This is a genomic window from Candidatus Accumulibacter phosphatis (assembly GCF_012939955.1).
GTDB classification, from domain to species: domain Bacteria; phylum Pseudomonadota; class Gammaproteobacteria; order Burkholderiales; family Rhodocyclaceae; genus Accumulibacter; species Accumulibacter delftensis.
The window spans coordinates 39,771-55,360 of sequence record NZ_SPMY01000023.1; the positions used below are offsets into that span (position 1 = coordinate 39,771).

The following is a 15,590-nucleotide window of genomic DNA, read 5'->3' on the forward strand; positions in this document are numbered from 1 at the left end:
ACGAATCTCCCTCCTCCCCGCGCGGGAGAGGGGTCGGGGAAGAGGGGGGAACGGTCATGACTTTCATGATCGGGGGTATCTCGACAAGTCATGACCGTTAGCGTAGTTATTTATGAGCGGAGTGTTGATGAGCACGAAAATACTGATTGCCGACGACGAGCAAAACATTGTCATTTCGATCGAGTTTCTGCTGCGCCGGGAGGGTTTCGAGGTGCTGGTCGCCGGCGACGGCGAAGAGGCTCTGGCGAAAGTGCGTGCCGAGAAGCCCGATCTCGTTCTGCTCGACGTCATGATGCCCAAGATGAATGGCTTCGACGTTTGCCAGGCCTTGCGCGCTGACCCCGAGCTCAGCGCTACGCGCATTCTGATGCTCACTGCCAAAGGGCGCGACACGGAAGTCAGCAAAGGCCTCGGACTTGGCGCCGACGGCTACATGACCAAGCCCTTCTCGACCAAAGAGTTGCTCGCCGAGGTGCGCAAGCTCCTGGAGACGTAGATGAAGGCCACGCGCCAGCTGTGCAGGGCCGCGCTGTTGGCCGGTCTGTTCGTGCTTGCCGTGGTGCTCGCGGCGGCGACCCTGATGTGGGTCACCGAAGCCGATGGCCGCGCTGGCGGCTGGTCCGCCGAAGGCAGGATCTTCGTCCTGCTCTTGCTGACCCTGGCCGGGGCGGGGGGCGCCTACCTGGTGATCGCCGGCTGGTATGCACGCTACGTCAATGGGCCACTGCGCATGGCCGAGGACTTGGCGGCGGTGGCTACCCACAGTGGCCTGCGTTTGCCCGAGCAGGTAACGCCCGAATTGCGCACTCTGGGGCAGGCGGCAAATCAACTGCTGGCCGCACGCGACGCGCTCGAGCGCGATGTCGCCGAGCGCGTGCGCGAAGCACGCGCTTCGCTCGAGGAGGAGCGCAGCCGTCTGGCTGCGCTGATGGCCGATCTGAGCCAGAGCGTTGTGGTCTGCAATCTGGATGGCCGCGTGCTGCTCTACAACCAACGCGCCAAGCAGGAGCTTTCTGCCGGGCCTGACGGCAGTAATGGCGAATTGCTTGGCCTGGGGCGTTCGATTTACACGGTTTTCGATCGGGCGCTGATCGAGCATGCGCTGGAACGTTTGCAGTCGGCCAGTCGCGATGCGGGCGGCGAGGCCGGTGTGGACCGCAAGAAACTCCTCGGCTCGGCGCAGTTCGTTACCGCCACCCGTGCCGGACGCTTGCTTCGCGCGCACATGTCGCCGGTCCTGGGTAGCGACGGACAGCCCGGCGCGCAGGTCGCCGGCCTGTCGATTACCGGCTTCGTGCTCGTTCTCGACGACGTGACGAGCACCAACGAGCGGCATGCGCGCCGCGACGCCCTGATCCAGTCACTGATCGAAGGCGGGCGCGGGCCCCTGGGGAGCTTGCGCGCGGCAGCCGAAATGCTCTCCGATTTTTCCGATATGCCAGCCCAGCAGCGTGATCGCTTTCTCGGCGTGATTCGCGACGAGGCCAGTGTGCTGTCGACGCAGTTCGAGACAGCGGCGGCAGCTTTTTCGAACGATCTGCGCGAGCGCTGGCTGCTTGAGGAAATCCTCGGCGCCGAGCTCGTCGAAGTCGCTGCACGCCGCATCGCCGAGCGCGGCAACGCCGGGCAGCACAAGCTGGCGGTCAAGTCCGAGCAAATCGATGACGGCCTGTGGCTACGCGTAGACAGCTTCGGACTCCTGCAAGCCCTGAGCTATCTGGCCCTGCGTTTGCAGGACGAGTACGAGGTGCGCGAAGTGCGCCTGTCCTTGCAACGCAGCGGTCACCTCGCCCAGCTCGATTTGTACTGGACCGGCACCTTCCTGAACAATGAAGCGGCCATGATCTGGTTGCAGGACCCGATGAATATCGGTAGCGAAAGCTCGCCGCTGAGCGTCGTCGATGTCATCGAGCGCTGTAACGGCGAGATCTGGTTCCAGCGCGAGCGTGTCTCGCATCGGGCTTTCTTCCGGACCATGCTGCCGGCGGCGGAGGCGCCCAAGGATCTGCCGCGGGCGATCATTTCCGCGGCCGAAGGCGAACGTCCCGAGTTTTATGACTTCGATATCTTCCACTGGTCGGGAGGCAGCCACGAACTCGACGATCGACCGCTGGCGGAGCTTTCGTACACCGTTTTCGATACCGAAACGACCGGTCTGGAGCCTTCTGCCGGCGACGAGATCATCCAGATCGGTGCGACGCGCATCGTCAATCGTCGCCTCCTGCGTCACGAGTGCTTCGATCAACTGGTCGACCCGAAGCGCCCGTTGTCGCAACAATCCGTCAAGGTGCACGGCATCACCCGCGAAATGCTCACCGGACAGCCGGTGATCGCGACCGTCCTGCCGACCTTCCATGCTTTTTGTGCCGACACCGTCCTGGTCGGTCACAACGCCGCTTTCGACATGCGTTTCCTGCAATTGAAGGAGCGGCAAAGCGGCGTGCGCTTCGATCACCCGGTGCTCGATACCTTGCTGCTTTCGGCGGTCTTGCAGCCCAACCAGAACACGCACCGCCTGGAGGCAATCGCCGAGCGCCTTGGCGTCTCGGTGTTCGGACGCCATACCGCGCTCGGCGATGCAATGGTGACCGGCGAAGTCTTTCTGAAGATGTTGCCCTTGCTTGCTGAAATGGGCATCACGACGCTGCGCCAAGCGCGCGAAGCCAGTGAGAGAACCTACCATGCCCGACTCCGCTACTGAGCAGACGGCACGCGTCACCCCGTTTTCGCCGTATGTCGGACTGCGCCATCTGGTGCGCAGTCAGCCCTTGATGGTCGGCCCGTCGACCAGCGTGCGCGAGACGCTACAGCTACTCGACAAGACGCACGGCGATGCGGTGGTAGTGGTCGACGAGGGCAGCCGGGTAGCGCTGGGCATCATCACCCTGCACGACGTCGTGCGCCGCGTGGCCATTGAAGCCTGCGATCTGAATGCGCCGATCGCGGCGGTGATGACCGGCGGCCTGATTACCGTGCCGGCGGACAGCACGGCCCACCAGGCCAGCGTGGTCATGGTGCGGCGCGGGGTGCACCATTTGGTGCTTACCGAGGCGGACGGCAGCTACTTCAACCTCGTTTCGCAGACCGATCTGTACACTCTGCCGGGCGCGCAGGGCACCGATCTCGTCAAAGCAATTCTGGCGGCACGCGACCTGCCGACGCTGGTCCACCTGGCTGCCGAGATCCGCGCACTGGTCGGGCGTCTGGTCGCCGAGCGGGTCAGCGCCGATGCGCTCTGCAATCGCCTCTCGTCGCTCAACGATCTGCTCACCCTGCAGGTCATCGAACTGGTCGCCGGGAAGCACGAGCTGCCCTACGTCCAATGGTGCTGGCTGGTTTTTGGTTCCGAGGGGCGGCTCGAGCAGACCCTGGCTACCGACCAGGACAATGGCCTGATCTTCGCCGCCGACTCGGACGAGCAGGCGGCGCATCTGCGCAACGCTTTCCTGCCTTTCGCCCGGGCGGTGAACGAGGCCCTCGACGCCTGTGGTTTTCCGCTATGCAAGGGCGATATCATGGCCAGTAACCGGCAGTGGTGTTTGTCTGCCGACGAATGGCGAACAGCCTTTTCAGGCTGGCTGGAAAGCCCGCAACCGGAGGCTTTGCTCAATGCGAGCATCTTCTTCGATTTGCGCGGCCTGTATGGGCAGGAGTCGCTGGCCAACGACTTGCGTAGCTGGCTGCTGGCGCGGGCGCACAGTTACCCGATTTTCCTGCGCGCGATGGTCGAGAACACGCTCAACTGGGAGTCGCCGCTGAACTGGTGGAAGGGGTTCCGAACCGATCTTGACAAGGAGTTCCCGAACACCATCGATCTCAAGAAGCATGGTTCACGCCCCTTGGTGGACGCCGCGCGGGTTTACGCGTTGGCCCGCCAGATTCCTGATACCAACACTGCCGAGCGCCTGCGCGTGACCGGCGAGCAGATCGGCGCTGGTGTCCACGAAATGGCGGCGCTGATCGACGCCTTTCAGCACATCCAGCGTCTCCGGCTCCAGCAGCAGGTCAGTGGCGCCGCCGACGCCGTTTCCAATCGTGTCGTGCCCGACGAACTGCACGAACTGGATCGCCTGATCCTCAAGGAAGCGCTCAAGCAGATCGGCTATTTGCAGAAGCGCTTGGTGCGCGAGTACGCCCCGGAATAGAGGCTGGCGGCAGCGCTTGCGCCGGAGCAGATGGGCTGCTGGAAAGGATGCGGGCGGGGAAACGCGGCCGCCGAGCGTTCAGGCTTGCGTGCGGGCGCGGAAGTTGGCCGGTACCGGCGCCACTTTGCGGGCCGCATAGTCGAAGAAGACGATTCCGGTCTTGCCGCGCGCGACTTCACGTTGGCTGAGTTTCTCATGCATGCGCCACAGCAGGTCGCAGCCCTTGCTGCCAAAATCGCCGGCGCTCATGCCAACGACCATCACTTCACCGTGAAAGGCTTCGGACTTGTACTGCACGGCCGCGTCGGCGACGACGATGCCCACCCCCTCGACGTTCAGCTCGGTATAGTCCAGAGACATGAAAAACCGCGCGCGGGCCTCGGAAACCAGGGACAACAACAAGGCATTGTCGAGGTGGCCGGCATAGTTCATGTGGCTGAGATAGAGCGTGATCTCGGTCGAGTACGCGAAATGCTCGGGGATGTCGATCTTGATTCTGGGCATGGTGGGGTCCGTCGTGGCTGGTTGGTTCCGGAGGCCGATCGTACGTCAATCCGCCGGCTCCTGTCACCGCTGGCCGCGGCCAGCGGTGAAGAGGGGAAGAGCTGAGCCCCCAAGCAGGTGCCTGCCTAAATCCCGAACCGTCGCCCCACCAAAAGCCAAACTCCCCTCCCCCCTCGCGGGGGAGGGGTTGGGGGAGAGGGGGCTCAGAGGGGGACGCAGAGAGCAGGTTCGCTTGGCCAGCTTCAGAAGCCAGCCCTGGCATCCACCCGGAGTGTGTTCACAAACTTCTCGAATCCTCTTGCTGTCGCATCGAGCACTTTGTCGGCGAAGGTGGCGATGAAGTCGGAGAGGGCGGCATTGCGTTCCCGGGTGGCACGTTCGACGATCATCGTCATCTGTTCGTGGCTGAGGGGGGTTTTCATTTTACTTTCTGTTCCTGTACTGTTTTGGACTATCGTGAGTCTGGTATAAGAGCGGTGTAAGGTTTTGTCTGCGCTTGCCTGGCGGCCAAAAATCAAACGAAGGCCGACGTATCGAAACCCTTGGGATGGCTGCCTTCGCTGCTCAGGTGGTAGCCACTCTGCTTCGGCGCGGTCGTTTGCGGGGTGTCCTGCTTGCCTTTTTCCAGCCAGTCGAGCAGCCTGTGCATGGCGGTGGCGATGTGTCTGCCAACGGCGAGACTACGTTCCTTGCGTGCGCGTTCAATGATCACTGCGATCTGGTCATGGTTGAGGTTGGTTTTCATTTGGGGTTCCTTCTGTCCTTGCGTTGTTCCCGGTTTCCGAGAGTTCGCCGTAACTTTATTTGTTGGCGGCTGCGCCGGCAAACGATCAAATGTCAGCCGATGCGTGAAAAAATCTCACCTATATGACTTACCGCCTGCCACCCCTGAGTTCGCTGCGCGCTTTCGAAGCGGCGGCTCGCCACCTCAGTTTCAAAGACGCGGCCGCCGAGCTGTCGGTGACGCCGACGGCGATCAGCCACCAGATCCGTGGTCTCGAGGAATACCTGGACTGTCTGCTCTTCAAGCGGCTGACGCGCGCCCTGGAACTGACGCGCGAAGGTCGGGCGATGCTCCCCAAGGTGCGCGAGGGACTGGAGTGCTTCGCCGCCGCGATCGAGAGCACACATCAGGTGGTTTTCGGCGGACGCCTGGTGGTGACTTCACCGCCGGCTTTTGCGGCGCGTTGGCTGCTCCGTCATCTGCCCGAATTCACTGCCGGGCATCCCGAGATCAAGCTGCGCATGGCGACCTCGCTGGATACTATCGACACCGGTGAGGCCTCGCATCTCTCGGGCCTTGCCAGTGTCGATGTGCGTGACGACAAGACCGAAACCTTTATCCGCTATGGCAATGGGCACTATGACGGCTGCCGCGTCGACCGGCTCTTTGCGCCGGCGTACACCGCCGTCTGTAGCCCGTTGCTGCTGAAGGGAATGCGGCCTTTGAACGTACCGGCCGACCTGCGCCGTCACAATCTTCTCCACCACGAAGATGAAGCTCACCTGGATCTCGACCAGCCCGCCCTGGCGACCTGGGACCAATGGTTGCAGGTCGCCGGCGTCACTGGCATCGATTCCGACGGCGGTACGCAGATCAGTGACCCCGGGCTGCTCCTCTCGGCAGCGATCGACGGCGTTGGCGTTGCGCTGGCGTCCAAGCAGCTCATCGAGGCAGAAGTGGCTGCCGGCCGTCTGGTGATGCCTTTCGACATCGTCATCCGCCCGGCACAGGCCTATTACCTGGTCGTCCCTGAAGCGGTCGCCGAGCGCACGGTGGTTACTGCCTTCCGGAAATGGCTGCTCAAGGAGGCGGCGAAGGTGCGCGAGGGATAGAGCTCAAGAAGCGCTGAGCATCATTGGCGCGTCGTCCGCTACGGTCGCCTCGGCTGCCGGCAGTGCGACTGTGGTGGCGGCCGCTTTGCTGCCTGGCTTGGTGCTTGCCGCGGCTTTCTTTGCCGTCGGCGCGTCACCGCTGCCGGTCAGCTTGCGCACTTCGGTGGACAGCTGAGTGAGCCCTTCCGCAAGCTGTTCGACATCGCCCTTGCTGGCCAGGAGCATGGAATGCAGAGGCCGTAGCAGTCGATCTCTGAGCAGCTGTTCGCCACGGTCGATGCTTTCCGTGGCCGTGCTGACCAATTCGGCCGAGCTTTCCTTGATCTGCCGACGTGCTTTGGGTCGCAATGCCTTGCCTTCTTCGAGCAGCGTTTCGAAGGCCTGGGCACCGGTCCTGGTAGCCAGGGAATAGGCGCCAAGGCCAAAAAGCCAGAACTTGCGCACAGATTCCTGGGCGCTGCTAATCCGTTGCGCGTTGCCACCTTGATCAACCAAGGTTGTCTTTGTCTTGCTCATTTTGTTTCTCCTTTATCCAACTGGAACTGAGAGTTTCTGCAACTGCCCGTGCAGCTGACGAAATGAAGTCTAGCGACGATCACTAGAGCACACACACTAAATGCCTGGGTGTTTTCTTCTAAAGTGCAGGCCTTTCGATGTTGTATCCTTGGCAGTCGACGTGGTTGCAGCCGGTCGCAGCCGGCCACCGCTGACCGTCGGGACCCGCTCGCCGCTGGCCGCAAGCTGCCGATCGCAGCTGCGCGCTCTCGCCGCTACGGATTCTCATCTCGCCGCATAGAGCACGAACAAAGAAAGGTGTCTCGATGAACAAACTCTCCTTGCTCGATCTCGCTTTCTTTGTCGCCGAGTCGGAGGCCAGCCCGAAACACGTCGGCGGGCTGATGATCTACAAGCGACCGGCCAGGTCGCCGGCCAGCTTTGTCGCCGATCTTTATCAGGAACTGCTCGCTTTCGACGACGTCCAGCCGCCGTTCAACCGCATCATCCATTTCTCGCTGACCGGCATGCCGACCTGGCAGGAAAGCGAGGCCGTCGACCTCCAGCAACACCTCTTCTTCCACAAGCTGCGCCGGGGCAAGAACGGCCGGCAGGAGCTTTATCAGCTCGTTTCCGAACTGCATCAGCCGATGCTCGAGCGCTCGCGGCCGCTATGGGAACTACATCTCATCGAGGGCTTGAGCGAACGGCGTTTTGCCATCTACGTCAAGATGCATCATGCCAGTGCGGATGGCGTGACCATGGTGCGCTGGGCCGCGGATTCGCTGGCCTCGTCGGCGAGTGATCGCGAACTGCGGCCGCTGTGGTCGACTCCCCGTGGCCCGGCCGACAAGAAACAGAAGCGGCTTAAAGAGAAGATGACGCAGTCCCTGCTCGGCGACCTCTCGGGTGCTGGCACGCGCCTGCTGGGAATCGCTCGTCTGGCCGCGATGCTGGCGCTGGAAGGGGTCAAGCTGACCAAGAACGCCATTTCCTTGCCTTTCGTCGCCGACGGCAACACGCCGCTGACCGGGCAGGTGACCGCGGGTCGGCAGTTTGCGACGGCCAGCGTGAGCATGGTGCGCGTCAAGGAAGTCTGTGCCCGGACGCGGTCGACGCTGAACCACGTCGCCCTGACCTGTCTCGATGGCGCTTTGCACCGCTATCTACACGATGAGGGCGTCGAGCTGAAGAGGCCAATCACCACTCAGATGCCGGTCAACCTGCGCAAGGAAGGGGAGAGTGGTACCGGCAACAAGATCGGCATCATCCCGGTCGAGCTTTCGCCGCCAACCGACGACCCTTACGTTCGCCTGCGCAACATCGGTTTTTCCTTGCGCAATGTGCGTTCGATGATCGACAGCGTCACGCCTGACGCGATCGAGTCCTACACGCTGATCACCGGCGTCGTCGCGCAGCTGGCCGAGATGCTGGGGCTCAGCAAGCGCCTGCCACCGATCGGCAATACCCTGGTCTCCAACATCCCCGGGCCGCCCGAGTTTCTGTACCTCAAGGGCGCTAGAATGGAAGAGCTGCATCCGATCAGTACGCTGCCGGCCGGAAATCTGCTCAACATCACCCTCTTCAGCTATGCCGGACAGCTTTTCTTCGGCCTGATTGCCAGCGACGAATTGCCGAACCTCGAGCGTTTGGGTCGCTACGTCGGCGAAGCATTCAGCGAACTCGAACAATCGGTTTTCGACGCCCATCAGACGCTTTCCTGAGGGGGGCTGGCCGCATCGCTGACTGCTCTCCCGCCCTCGCCAACGCAGCGCCGCGCCTTGGGCGCTTTTCGACAGCTTGGCGCAGGAAATCAGGGCGAAAAAAAGACCGGGCATTGCACCCGGTCAAAAGCTCGGCTTCCGCCTTGCTGCGGGGCCAGAATCGGCCCTCACCATGCCCTTGCTACGTCGCAGTAGACCAGTTGATACGCGATTCCGAGCATGACACCACGGATGTGGAGTCGTTTATTGACCACTGGAAAAGCTACGTAGAAATACCGAAGCCTGTTTGCCCAGAGCCGCCAGTTCCGCCTCGAATTCTTCGTATGGCAGGTCCGTCAGTTCCGGTAAGCGGCGCTCGGCCTTGTGCCGCCGCTCTGCCACTTTTTTCTGGCGGGCCGACGTCGCGCATGCGGCGGTCGCTTGCACTGCGAGTTCTCTGTTTTCTCATTGACTGAATGCCTGCTGTTCGTGTTCGGGAAGTGATGGACGAAAGATAGCGCTGGCTCGCTACCGGGTGTGTGAGCAATTTCACGGCCTCAACAAATCAGTGCCCTTGAGCGGCCGCCTGGGTGCGGCGAGCGGGATCCGGAAAAGCTGCTAGCATGCGAGCGTCGCCAGCATCGGCGCCGCACCGACCTCCATCTCCAGCACTGACGCAAGCCCGTGAATGACGTGAAAGAGAAATGAACGACCTGTTTGCCGAGCATCATTCCGACGCGCCGCTCGCCGAGCGCTTGCGTCCACGCAGCTTGTCGGAGGTGATCGGACAGGCGCATCTGCTCGCTGCCGGCAAGCCGCTGGAGATGGCTTTCCGTTCCCGGCAGTTGCACAGCATGATCCTCTGGGGCCCGCCCGGGGTCGGCAAGACGACCCTGGCGCGGCTGATGGCGGACGCTTTCGACGCTGACTTCATGGCCCTGTCCGCGGTCTTCTCGGGGGTCAAGGAAATTCGTGAGGCCGTCGCGCGCGCCGAGTTGACGCGCGCCCGCAACGGACGCCGCACGATCCTCTTCGTCGATGAAGTCCACCGTTTCAACAAGGCGCAGCAGGACGCTTTCCTGCCCTACGTGGAAGGCGGGCTGTTGACTTTTGTCGGCGCGACCACTGAAAACCCGTCCTTCGAGGTGAACTCGGCGTTGCTCTCGCGCGCCGCGGTCTATGTGCTGCAACCGCTCTCGGCCGAGGAGATCGGGCAACTCCTCGAACGCGCGCGCGCGCAGGTGCTGCCCGATCACGAGTTTGACGACGACGCCCGCGCACGCCTGGTCGGTCTCGCCGACGGTGACGCGCGACGCCTGCTCAACCACCTCGAACAGATTGCCACTGCCGCGTCGACTGCCGGGGTGACGACGATCGATGGCGCTTTCGTCGACACCACCGTGGCGCAGAGCTTGCGTCGTTTCGACAAGGGAGGCGACGCTTTCTACGATCAGATTTCGGCGCTGCACAAGGCCGTGCGCGGTTCGTCTCCCGACGCCGCGCTGTACTGGTTCTGCCGCATGCTCGACGGTGGCGCCGACCCGCGCTACCTGGCGCGGCGCATTGTGCGCATGGCCTGGGAAGACATCGGCCTGGCCGATCCGCGCGCGGCGCGCATCGCACTCGACGCCGCCGAGACTTTCGAGCGCCTCGGCTCCCCGGAAGGCGAGCTGGCGCTTGCCGAAGCGCTGCTCTACCTGGCGATGGCGGCCAAGTCGAACGCTGCCTACCTCGCGTATAATGCGGCGCGGAGTTTCATCGCCGCTGACGGGTCCCGGCCGGTGCCGGTGCATCTGCGCAACGCGCCGACGCGACTGATGAAGAATCTCGGCTACGGCAAGGACTACCGCTACGCCCACGACCAGACCGACGCCTACGCCGCCGGCGAGAATTATTTTCCGGACGGCATGCCGGCGGTCGAGTGGTACCGACCGGTCGAGCGTGGCCTCGAGATCCGGATCGGCGAGAAGCTGGCACAGCTGCGCGAGCTCGACCGCCGGGCGAAAGAAAAGCAGCACACGAAACAAAAGCAGGAAAAGAACGACCAGCACGACCAGCACGACCAGCACGACAAGCACGAAAAGTAGGACCAGGCCGACCGGCCGACCACAACATCGTTCCGCTCGCGCGCAGCCGTCCGCCGGACCTGCGGTAGCAGTGGAAGAGGGCGGATCGCGCCGCGCGATCGCCAAGCTGAGGACTGAGCATGCTCGACATCCAACACCTGCGCAGCGACATCGATGCCCTTGCCGAACGCCTGGCAAGGCGCGGTTTCGTACTCGACAAAGCGACTTTCCAGAACCTCGAAAGTGAGCGCAAGACCCTGCAGACCCGCACCCAGGACTTGCAGGCCAGCCGCAACAGCCTCTCCAAGCAGGTCGGTATGCTCAAGGGCCGCGGTGAAGACGCCGCGCCGGTGATGGCGCAGGTGGCGGCGCTGAAGAGCGAACTGGACGCCAACGAAGTCCGCCTCGGCGAGCTGCTCAAGGAACTCGATGCCTTCCTGGCGCTGCTGCCCAACCTGCCCGACGAGAGCGTGCCGATCGGAAAATCCGAAGCCGACAACGTCGAAGTCAAATGCTGGGGGGCGCCACGGGCCTTTGACTTTGTCGTCAAGGATCACGTCGACCTCGGCGAAGCGCTCGGCCAGCTGGACTTCGCCACCGCCGCGAAAATCGCTGGCACGCGCTTTTCCCTGATGCGCGGACAGCTGGCCCGTCTGCACCGCGCACTCGCCCAGTTCATGCTCGATACGCATACCATCGAGCATGATTACGTTGAAGTGTACGCGCCGTACCTGGTCAACGCCGCCAGCCTGCTCGGCACCGGACAGTTGCCGAAATTCGAAGAAGATCTATTCAAGATCCTGCGCGCCGACGCCGAGCCGCTGTACCTCATCCCGACCGCCGAAGTGCCGGTCACCAACATCGTGCGTGGCGAAATCCTCGCCGCCGACGCACTGCCGCTCAAGCTCGTCTGCCATACGCCGTGTTTTCGCTCCGAAGCCGGTTCCTACGGTCGCGACACGCGCGGCATGATTCGCCAACACCAGTTCGACAAGGTCGAGCTGGTGCAGATCGTCGCTCCCGAAGCCTCGCTGGCGGCGCACGAAGAGCTCACCGGCCACGCCGAAACGATCCTCGAACTGCTCGATCTACCGTACCGGCGCGTCACCTTGTGCAGCGGCGACATGGGCTTTTCGGCGACCAAGACCTACGACCTGGAAGTCTGGTTGCCGGCGCAGAACGCCTATCGCGAGATCTCCTCGTGCTCCAACTTCGGCGCCTTCCAGGCCCGCCGCATGCAGGCCCGCTACCGCAATGAGCGCAACCGGACCGAACTGGTGCACACCCTCAACGGCTCGGGTCTGGCCGTCGGGCGGACGCTGGTGGCGATCATGGAAAACTACCAGCATGCCGACGGCAGCATCAGCATTCCGGCCGTCCTGCGCCCCTACATGGGCGGATTGGAGCGCATCGGCGCGACGTGAACGGGCCAGGCGGCGAGCGCCAATAGCGCGTTTCCCGTGGTGTGCAAGAATATTGCCCTTGGCGCGTCATCCAGCACTTCTTGTGCTAACATTGCGCCCCGTCGGAGAGGTGGCAGAGTGGCCGAATGTACCTGACTCGAAATCAGGCGTAGGTGTGAGCCTACCGAGGGTTCGAATCCCTCCCTCTCCGCCAGTAAATGGCTGATTAAGATTGTGTTTTGTATTTGTGGTTGCTATTTTTCGTCATACGAAAATCTCGCATTTTCCGCAACTTGCGGAAACGATTTCCGCAACCCAGGCTACCTCGTTGGCCGCACGCGCTTGCCAACACGTTGGTAGACGACCTTCGTAATCTGCTTGTCGGTGTGCCCGAGCAAGTCACTGGCGTGATCCAGAGCCATCTCGCTTGCGGCCTTCGGGCGCGCATCGCGGAACTGGAACTGTCGGATACGAGCAGCGAGGCGTTGGTCACCAGACTCTTCGACTTGGACCGCCGCGGCGTTTCGAGCCGCGGTGAACCGCAAGCGCAGCATCCCCGGTGTGAGCCTCTTTCCATCCGGCGTTGCCAATAACCATAGGCTGCGTACCGTGCGCGCTCCGATACGATCCAAGAGCCGCCCCAGCTCCGTTCGGGTACCGGTATCCTGGTCTGTCAACATGATCGCCAAGCGCTTTGAGGTTTTTCCCTGCTGAACGGTGAGTGCGTCTTCCACGATGTCCCGCCGGGTGAAGCGCAGCACGTCGCCAGGGCGCTGTCCGCTGAGATAAGCAAGGTCCATGGCATCCTGCAGTTCGATGGCGGCGCGGTTTCGCACCGCTTTCCAGACTTCATCGTCAGCGTAGAAGTCGCGCGGTGCTTCCTTGTTCTTTGCCACACCCGCGCAGGGATTCGTCTTCGCTGTATATCCCCATTCGCGCGCCTTGTTGAAGATGTGGGAGAACAGTGCAAGCTCACGGTTTGCGGCGACCGTCGCGGGCTTGGCTGGGACGACTGTGCCGTTCTTGAGCGTCCTCGCCCGTGTCATTCGGGCGTCCCTGTACTGTGCGATATGCTGTGGAGTGATGGCGTCAATCGGGGCAGTGTCGAAAACCGAACGTAGCTTTGCGAGTTCGAGCTGGTTGCTCGCTTGGGTTTTCGGTGCCTTGTCGGGGATGACTTCCCGTGCGTATCGGTCGAAGGCAATGCGCATTATTCCAGTTTCAACCGGGGCTGGACGGCACTCCAGCTCCGCCCACTTGCGCTTCGCCTCATTGATTTCGGTGCCGAGGGGGATTTCCTTGCGGTTCCCCGCGTCATCCCGTCCGTCGTAGTAGTACCCTTCCCACCGTTTACCGCTCGCCAGCGTCCGCACTCTACGGAGCATGCGGGGTGGCAGGTCTCGGGCTGAGGATTTCGGGCGCATTAGAATAGAATACTCGGACTACCGGATACTTGAGAAGTCCGGAAGCCATCCCCCTGTCGTAGCCAAGGTCGCGGGGCTGATCCCGGTGAGCTTCAGCCTAGTGTACAAGCGCCCGACAATGGGATTGCCGGCCTTTGTTTTGTGGAAAGTCCATGCGTTGTCGGTAAGCCACTGAATCTGGTCCGATCGTCGTCCGCAGCCGGTTATCTCGGCTACTTCACCCGGGCTCAGAACTTCGCTAGAAAGGGGCATCTCGAAAACGGCGGCCATCGGTCGATTGCTATGTCAGTCTGGGTTCGACGTTGCTGCAGTCGCGGGATCCGACGTGGGGGGGCGTGCGGACGATTCGGCTGCGGTACGCCAAGTTGCTGCCGAGTTTCAGTACCCATCTATTGCGCACTGAGGCAGTCGGAAGCTTCCTCAAGTTCTCAACGCCCCTAGTAATACAAGGGTTCATTTGCTCAGCGTCGATTAGCGCAATGCGCGGGCGAGCGTTGTACAGAGCACTCGGGATGTGTTGGGGGTACGCACCACGGCTGAGGTCACCGCGAAGAACAAATTGCAGTGAGTGACAACGGTATGGCAATGGTCGGTCAGTCAGTGGGAGCGCCATGTCGTCAATCAGAACCGAGTTTTTGCGGGGCTGACGAGAACCAATACCCCGCTCGAACCGCACGCGATAACCGCGTGTCCGTGAAACCGCCGGTACTGCACCTAGTCGTCCTCCGGTGGGTTTTTACCCGCGACTTCCGCCGCCAGATCGCGATCCTGCCCAACTCTGGCCGTGCCCGACTCATCCGCCATCTCCCCCGTCTCCTTCCGCCGTGCCGCCAGCACTGCACGCGTAGCGAGCTGCCGGACCTGTCCGGCCAGACGAAGAATCCGCCGCTTCCATTCATAGACTCCGCGCGCGTATTGGCTGTCGGTGATGACGCATGACAGCCAGAGTGCATCCAGGTGGGCCATCATCCCGTCGAACTCGCGGATGATCGCCAGGTACTTGATCGCGCGCGGCGAGGTGATCTGGACATCGATGGCCTTGGCGCTGGTGTAGCCGATCGTGGTCTCGATGCCATTGCCCTCGGCCACTTCCTTCAGCCGCAGCGACTCCTTGCGAATCTCCTCCAGGGTCTGGTCGATCTGAGTATCGACCAAGGTATCGACTTCCAGCGCCTGCTCTTCGCTCCCGATGAATCGCAAGACCACACTCAACGAGAACAGCGCGTTGGCGCACATCTCGTAGCCACGGTCGAAGATCTGCTGCGCGTGCAGCGAATTGAGCAGGGTCGTCTGCGTCAGGAAGGGCCGGCTGTTGTCCTGCCGGACCGACGGAATTTGCGTCGAATCGTTCCTCTGTCGCTGTGCCATGTGCCATCTCCCGGGGTGTCGATCAAGCCCAGCGTATCGCTTGACCAGCAATGCGGAACGTCGAAATGCGAACAGAAGAGACGCTTTTCGCGTCCCAGCGACGACCCCGGCGGCTGAGAATTCAGACATCTCTCGTTCCGTCTATGACGATCGAAGTGAAGGTAGCTGGCCTTCTTCATGAACAGCATTTTCTCCAACCCCCGGCGGGGTAGCCCCGTCAGGATACGGCGGCGTCCCTGCCTTCATTGTCAGGAGGCCATATGCCCTCGTTGAACAGAGTCACCCTCATCGGCCATCTCGGCGCCGACCCCGAGGTTCGCTACACCCAGAACCGAGAAGCGATCGCCACGATCCGGATCGCGACCACAGAGATCAGCAAGGACAAGTCGTCCGGTGAACGCAAGGAAACCACCGAATGGCACCGCGTGGTCTTCTTCAACCGTACGGCCGAAGTCGTCGGCGAGTACCTCAGGAAGGGCTCCCCGATCTACGTCGAAGGTCGCATCCAGACCCGCAAGTGGCAGGACAGCGCAGGTCAGGATCGCTACGTCGTCGAGATCATCGGCAGCGAAATGCAGATGCTCGGTGCTCGTCCATCGGCGAAGGACGCCAAGGCATCGGGTTCCGTCCCTCGTCGCGCCGACAC

At 62.2% G+C, this 15,590-nt stretch carries 16 protein-coding genes and 1 tRNA gene; 9 read left to right on the top strand and 8 right to left on the bottom strand.

Features of this window, described 5'->3' with window-relative positions:
- The first annotated feature begins 127 nt into the window (after positions 1 to 127).
- Genes E4Q23_RS08840 through E4Q23_RS08850 form a run of 3 tightly spaced genes read left to right on the top strand, consistent with a single transcriptional unit; the run spans position 128 to position 4,145 of the window.
- Entirely contained in the window at positions 128 to 496 is a 369-nt protein-coding gene (locus E4Q23_RS08840; protein ID WP_169066295.1) for a response regulator transcription factor, read from the top strand.
- A complete protein-coding gene (locus tag E4Q23_RS08845; protein WP_169066296.1) occupies positions 497 to 2,701 on the top strand; it encodes a 3'-5' exonuclease in 2,205 nt (734 codons plus the stop codon).
- Complete coding sequence (locus E4Q23_RS08850; RefSeq protein WP_169066297.1) at positions 2,682 to 4,145, top strand: DUF294 nucleotidyltransferase-like domain-containing protein; 1,464 nt, start codon at positions 2,682 to 2,684, stop codon at positions 4,143 to 4,145. Before E4Q23_RS08845 ends, E4Q23_RS08850 begins: the two co-directional genes overlap by 20 nt.
- Before the next feature lie 78 nt (positions 4,146 to 4,223).
- Here the strand turns inward: E4Q23_RS08850 and E4Q23_RS08855 are convergent, their stop codons facing one another.
- From E4Q23_RS08855 to E4Q23_RS08865, 3 genes are all read right to left on the bottom strand, one after another.
- Complete coding sequence (locus E4Q23_RS08855) at positions 4,224 to 4,649, bottom strand: acyl-CoA thioesterase (protein WP_169066298.1); 426 nt, start codon at positions 4,647 to 4,649, stop codon at positions 4,224 to 4,226.
- A 242-nt stretch (positions 4,650 to 4,891) separates the two neighbouring features.
- Entirely contained in the window at positions 4,892 to 5,071 is a 180-nt protein-coding gene (locus E4Q23_RS08860; protein ID WP_169066299.1) for a hypothetical protein, read from the bottom strand.
- A gap of 92 nt (positions 5,072 to 5,163) precedes the next feature.
- Entirely contained in the window at positions 5,164 to 5,394 is a 231-nt protein-coding gene (locus E4Q23_RS08865; protein ID WP_169066300.1) for a hypothetical protein, read from the bottom strand.
- A gap of 122 nt (positions 5,395 to 5,516) precedes the next feature.
- Here E4Q23_RS08865 and gcvA point away from each other — a divergent pair, with 122 nt between their 5' ends.
- Positions 5,517 to 6,485, top strand: a complete 969-nt coding sequence (gcvA, locus tag E4Q23_RS08870) for a transcriptional regulator GcvA (RefSeq protein WP_169066301.1) — start codon at positions 5,517 to 5,519, stop codon at positions 6,483 to 6,485.
- Positions 6,486 to 6,488: 3 nt separating this feature from the next.
- Here gcvA and E4Q23_RS08875 read toward each other — a convergent pair whose 3' ends face one another.
- Complete coding sequence (locus E4Q23_RS08875) at positions 6,489 to 7,001, bottom strand: phasin family protein (protein ID WP_169066302.1); 513 nt, start codon at positions 6,999 to 7,001, stop codon at positions 6,489 to 6,491.
- Between the two features lie 305 nt (positions 7,002 to 7,306).
- Between E4Q23_RS08875 and E4Q23_RS08880 the strand changes: the two genes are divergently transcribed.
- The gene (locus E4Q23_RS08880; protein WP_169066303.1) at positions 7,307 to 8,704 is read left to right on the top strand and encodes a wax ester/triacylglycerol synthase family O-acyltransferase; all 1,398 of its coding nucleotides are present in this window, start codon (positions 7,307 to 7,309) and stop codon (positions 8,702 to 8,704) included.
- 243 nt (positions 8,705 to 8,947) lie between these two features.
- Here the strand turns inward: E4Q23_RS08880 and E4Q23_RS08885 are convergent, their stop codons facing one another.
- On the bottom strand, positions 8,948 to 9,130 hold the full coding sequence (locus tag E4Q23_RS08885) for a hypothetical protein (protein ID WP_169066304.1): 183 nt from the start codon (positions 9,128 to 9,130) through the stop codon (positions 8,948 to 8,950).
- A 257-nt stretch (positions 9,131 to 9,387) separates the two neighbouring features.
- On the opposite strand from E4Q23_RS08885, the gene E4Q23_RS08890 reads away from it, so the two are divergent.
- The 3 genes from E4Q23_RS08890 to E4Q23_RS08900 all read left to right on the top strand — a co-directional run bounded on the left by E4Q23_RS08890 (position 9,388) and on the right by E4Q23_RS08900 (position 12,366).
- A complete protein-coding gene (locus tag E4Q23_RS08890; protein ID WP_169066305.1) occupies positions 9,388 to 10,770 on the top strand; it encodes a replication-associated recombination protein A in 1,383 nt (460 codons plus the stop codon).
- A 119-nt stretch (positions 10,771 to 10,889) separates the two neighbouring features.
- Positions 10,890 to 12,173, top strand: coding sequence for a serine--tRNA ligase (gene serS, locus E4Q23_RS08895; RefSeq protein ID WP_169066306.1), 1,284 nt, complete (start codon positions 10,890 to 10,892; stop codon positions 12,171 to 12,173).
- Positions 12,174 to 12,276: 103 nt separating this feature from the next.
- Positions 12,277 to 12,366: transfer RNA gene (locus E4Q23_RS08900), tRNA-Ser, on the top strand.
- 106 nt (positions 12,367 to 12,472) lie between these two features.
- On the opposite strand, the gene E4Q23_RS08905 is transcribed toward E4Q23_RS08900, so the two are convergent.
- The 3 genes from E4Q23_RS08905 to E4Q23_RS08915 form a co-directional block, all read right to left on the bottom strand.
- A complete protein-coding gene (locus E4Q23_RS08905; protein WP_169066307.1) occupies positions 12,473 to 13,576 on the bottom strand; it encodes a tyrosine-type recombinase/integrase in 1,104 nt (367 codons plus the stop codon).
- 18 nt (positions 13,577 to 13,594) lie between these two features.
- On the bottom strand, positions 13,595 to 13,846 hold the full coding sequence (locus E4Q23_RS08910) for a DUF4224 domain-containing protein (protein ID WP_336511643.1): 252 nt from the start codon (positions 13,844 to 13,846) through the stop codon (positions 13,595 to 13,597).
- 444 nt (positions 13,847 to 14,290) lie between these two features.
- Positions 14,291 to 14,944, bottom strand: coding sequence for a hypothetical protein (locus E4Q23_RS08915; RefSeq protein WP_169066308.1), 654 nt, complete (start codon positions 14,942 to 14,944; stop codon positions 14,291 to 14,293).
- A gap of 260 nt (positions 14,945 to 15,204) precedes the next feature.
- Here E4Q23_RS08915 and ssb point away from each other — a divergent pair.
- The coding region (gene ssb / locus E4Q23_RS08920; RefSeq protein WP_169066309.1) for a single-stranded DNA-binding protein at positions 15,205 to 15,590 on the top strand (386 nt) is incomplete at its 3' end.